General features: G+C 58.2%; 3 protein-coding genes. All 3 read right to left on the minus strand.

The genetic code is table 11. The features are described from left to right. Positions 1-1,060: 1,060 nt before the first annotated feature. Entirely contained in the window at positions 1,061-2,014 is a 954-nt protein-coding gene (locus G4L39_RS05870) for a hypothetical protein (RefSeq protein ID WP_165106658.1), read from the minus strand. A 23-nt stretch (positions 2,015-2,037) separates the two neighbouring features. Further along, positions 2,038-2,718 (minus strand): RHS repeat-associated core domain-containing protein, encoded by a 681-nt coding sequence (locus tag G4L39_RS05875; protein WP_165106660.1) that lies wholly within the window; start codon positions 2,716-2,718, stop codon positions 2,038-2,040. A 470-nt stretch (positions 2,719-3,188) separates the two neighbouring features. Continuing rightward, positions 3,189-3,957, minus strand: a 769-nt coding sequence (locus G4L39_RS14615; RefSeq protein ID WP_205880821.1) for an RHS repeat-associated core domain-containing protein, incomplete at its 5' end; no start/stop codon positions are given.

Genomic DNA, 3,957 nt, shown 5'->3' on the forward strand with positions numbered 1-3,957 from the left:
CCCGGACAAGATTCCCGTCCAGGTCGTAGTTCATCAGCTCCGGCGTCTGCACCACCACCGCCGTCCGCACCTGGCTCTGCAGCTGGTCCCGTCGGTCCAGAGGCATGGAGGGATCGAACCACAGAGACACAGAGGACACGGAGAACGGCCAAACGAGAGCGCGCAGAGCATGGCGCGATCTCTATGGCGGCAGTTGGTGCCCGGCAAAGTGTTCCGCAGCCTTTTACCGCTGCAAGGAGCCGGCTGCCCGGTAGACCTGCTTGCGATCAGCAGCTTATTGTAGGCGCATTCGAGCTGACGGCCTGGGACGCGGTCCCTCCCACGGGACCTTGGGGAAGGGGCACAGTCCTCTGTACCCGATACTCTTGCGGACCGCGAGGACGCGGTCCCTCCCGACCTCGCTAATGGCCTGGGCTGCCTTCAATTGGCAATCGCGCGGGATGGGCACGGTCCCCCGTGCCCGCCCATGCGGCGGCTGACGCCGCCCAAGAGGGTCTTCGTCCTCGACGATTGAAAAACTGTGGGGGCGAACGCCCGCCGGGAGGGGCACAGTCCTCTGCGCCCGCTATTTTCCCCGACCGCGATGACGGTGTCCCTCCCGACCTGGCAAATGGGCTGGGCTGCCTTCGATTTGGCGATCCCCGGGAGGGGCACAGTCCCCTGTGCCCGCATCTTTCTACGGACCGTGGGGATACGCCCCGCCCCTAACCTGCGCCGTCATACCCACGGCGGTACGGTCGCCGCCCTTACCCACCCCACGGCGTCCAGAGCCGCTCGGCTGGCAAGCAACCTCTCCGCCTGGTGCTTCCCCACACGCCGCACGGCTCCATGCACCTCGAGCCTGTATGTACCTCCCTCTGCGCCCTTTGCGCCTTTGGGGCTGCTCGCAGAACCACATCCGCACAAGGCAGGCCGGCAGAGGCAGTTATGACGTCGGAAAATGCCCTCCCGGTTCACGACGGCGCTAAACTTCGCCTGAGCGCAACACTCCCTGCGCACACTCGCCACAGGACGAGTACACCCTCCGGCCAATAGGTCCACCCAGCCCTGCAACAGTTTGTTAACCCCGTTTCCCCTTCTTCCTCAATGTCGGCATTGGCGGCGGCTCGCCTGCCTTGCGAAGCAGCCAGTCGATCATATCTTCCTGCCTTCCATTCTCTTCCACGAACTTCTTCCACGCTCTAAACCATCGATTAACCTCCCTGGTGTATTCGACCTGGTCCCGATACGATTCCGGCCGTGGCAGGGGTAAACTCGTTAGCTGTAAAAGCAGAATGTCCACTCTATAGCGATCCCTTTCCTCGGGATGCTTGATGTTAGGGGCCTTCAACCACCGCAATGCTTCCACTTTATTTGATGCGAATAGGCCTGCGGCCTCCTTTGCCGAAAACACAAAGTCCCCCCAATGAAATGTAGCCCCCTCTGCCCGAGCCGTCGCCTCAATACACCTGTCCAGATACTCTTCCCACCGCTTTAGCAGCTCAGGCGTCACCACCGCCTCGTAAAGCGGCAACAACACCTCGTGACCCTCCTCTTCCCCCGGCAATGTCCCCAACCCCAATTCCTGCTTCAACCAATCGTACACTTTCATTCGATGCCCGTTTACTTCGATCTCAAACGGCTCCGGTGGACCCGTTAAGCCATCCCTGGCGATCCCCTCATGAGTCGTGATCACCGCCAACGTGATTCCCGCATTGCGACCAAAGGGCTCGGGAATCGTCCTCTTGCGCTGTATAAACCTCAGATAGTCCCGCATCTGACGCGCGATCTCCTTGCCCGTGACGCGTTCCCCACGACGGTAAAATACCGCCTCTGTTTTCTCTACCTTTGCAATACACTCATAAATAACCTTCTCCCAGACGCGCTCGCCTCCACCACCCGCACCCGATGAGGATCCTATACCGCCTTCGCTACCGCAACCGACCGCGGAAAGTACCATCACGCACATGAGCAACACACGGCCAAACAGACAGAACCGTCCCCAGCCGGCACCGCACATCGAGTTGGTCGTCATAAGCACCCACATACGCTCCACAGTCAATGTCCACAGCAACAACCCAAACATCCTTCCATAGCCTTAAGGAAGGAATAGCTCTCCATGAGCGCAAGGAATGCCTGCCCCATGTCCTCATCCCGAGCATGGTCCCTGTGGTTGGGATCGTCACCAGGCGGATAATTGCCCACCCAGCTAAACGACACAGGCTCGTTATTGTACACGTGCGAGTAGTAATCTTGCGCTACGTGAAGGGCCCTGCCCATTAGCGTTATAGCTCTTTCACACTGACCTTTTGACGCATAGGCACAAGCATCTTTAAGTAGTTCACCGAGCTTCCTCATTGCCGCATTCATGGCTTGCGCCTTGTCACCCCACACGGGACGCGTGAAATGATACGCATGATCGAATGGATGCACCAGATCCGTGTTCGCAGAAGCACGTGCAATCTTGCGGGCGCACCTGGCAGAATATCCAGCAGCGGTTGCCGCTAGGTCAGTGATATCGTAATGAATGCCGTATGTAAACCGACCATCAACGTCCCAACGACTGCAGGCATCGTTTCCTACAAAAACATAAAGGCCCACTTCCACTCTTTCCTCCATCGGATCCCTGCTCAACCACCTGCCCAGGGCGGGACTATAGGCGCGGTATTCGTACAGCACCAGGCCCGTGCCGTCCTCCGTGCGCTTCGTGCTGAACCGGATGAAATTGTTTTCCGCCATTGGACTGATAACGCGGACGGCCTTCCTTCAGCCGCCGTCCCTGAGCCGAAGCCGCTGCCTGTGTCCCCCGAGAGATCATAACCATGTGGTAGTCAGATCTCCACTGATCCATGCAGGGTGCGGTCCTCCCATTTGCCGAGCGGAACCCTAAGACGCTATCCACGAATGGCGTAGAACGGAAACTTGGTATTAATGCCGTACGCCCACGATATTCAGTACGACCCCGTAGACCACGGTCAGCCATAGTGGAAGTGCATAAAAGCACATCCTGAGGAGAGAACTGCTTGCAAGCCTGAGCTTTGTGAAAAAAGCATAACACAACACGTCGGCCACAACAAACATCAGCGCCAGATCGCGAGCAACCCACCCGATTTCGGTCGCCATTAGGAACAATGCAAGGGCTAGAGCCTGCACTGCAATCCCGATGGCTAGCACTTCACGTCGAGCTGCACGCGTTACTCGCATAGGATTTACTCTCCGCCCACTAGCGCATTCTCACAGGCCTCCATGGCCGAATTGGCACAGTCTTCCCCACCAATTACCGGACAATAGTGATGCGCAACCTCGTGGATCAGAATTGATGCAATTCCTACTTCTGACAACCCACTAACATTGTCCTCACAAACACCAATCCTGCGCGTCGCCGCATATGTCCACGCAGTGCCACCAAAAAAGCATACCAGTTTACATTTCCCATAACAACGCACCGCGTATTCTTCACCCCTTGCCCCACGGTCAATGAACCACTGCTTGCATTTACTCTTCTTCATGGCGCCGTTAGCATGGGCAACTGCGTTTCGCACAAGATCCTTGCAGTCGCCCCGTATCACAAGTTGAGGTGGATTAGGAGGGGGCTCTACTCGTGGATCCGGTCTCGGAAACGGAGGTGATCCGGGACCAGCCCAGGGCCAACCTGGCGGCGCAAACTGCATTCCCAAATCATCGGTGGCACCAACGGACTGATTCACGCAGAATGCAAACAGGTTCGCTCCACCCTGCTCCTCAATCGGATCCCTGCTAAGCCACCTTCCCAGGGCGGGACTGTAGGCACGGTATTCGTACAGCAGCAGGCCCGTGCCGTCCTCCGTCCGCTTCGTGCTGAACCGGAATGGATTCGAAGCGGCCGCAGCGCCCGTCAGCCGCAAGGGCTCCCCAAACGGGCCATACTCGTACCGCGCAGTCTCGGTACCGGTGCTCGCGGACACCAGGGTCCACACGTTCCCGTTGCCGTCATACGTC

The sequence above is a fragment of the Limisphaera ngatamarikiensis genome (assembly GCF_011044775.1).
GTDB lineage: Bacteria > Verrucomicrobiota > Verrucomicrobiia > Limisphaerales > Limisphaeraceae > Limisphaera > Limisphaera ngatamarikiensis.

Bases quoted from the DNA above. Each gene is read 5' to 3' on its own strand.
- G4L39_RS05870 (WP_165106658.1), bottom strand. From the start codon at position 2,014: ATGACGACCAACTCGATGTGCGGTGCCGGCTGGGGACGGTTCTGTCTG.
- G4L39_RS05875 (WP_165106660.1), bottom strand. From the start codon at position 2,718: ATGGCGGAAAACAATTTCATCCGGTTCAGCACGAAGCGCACGGAGGAC.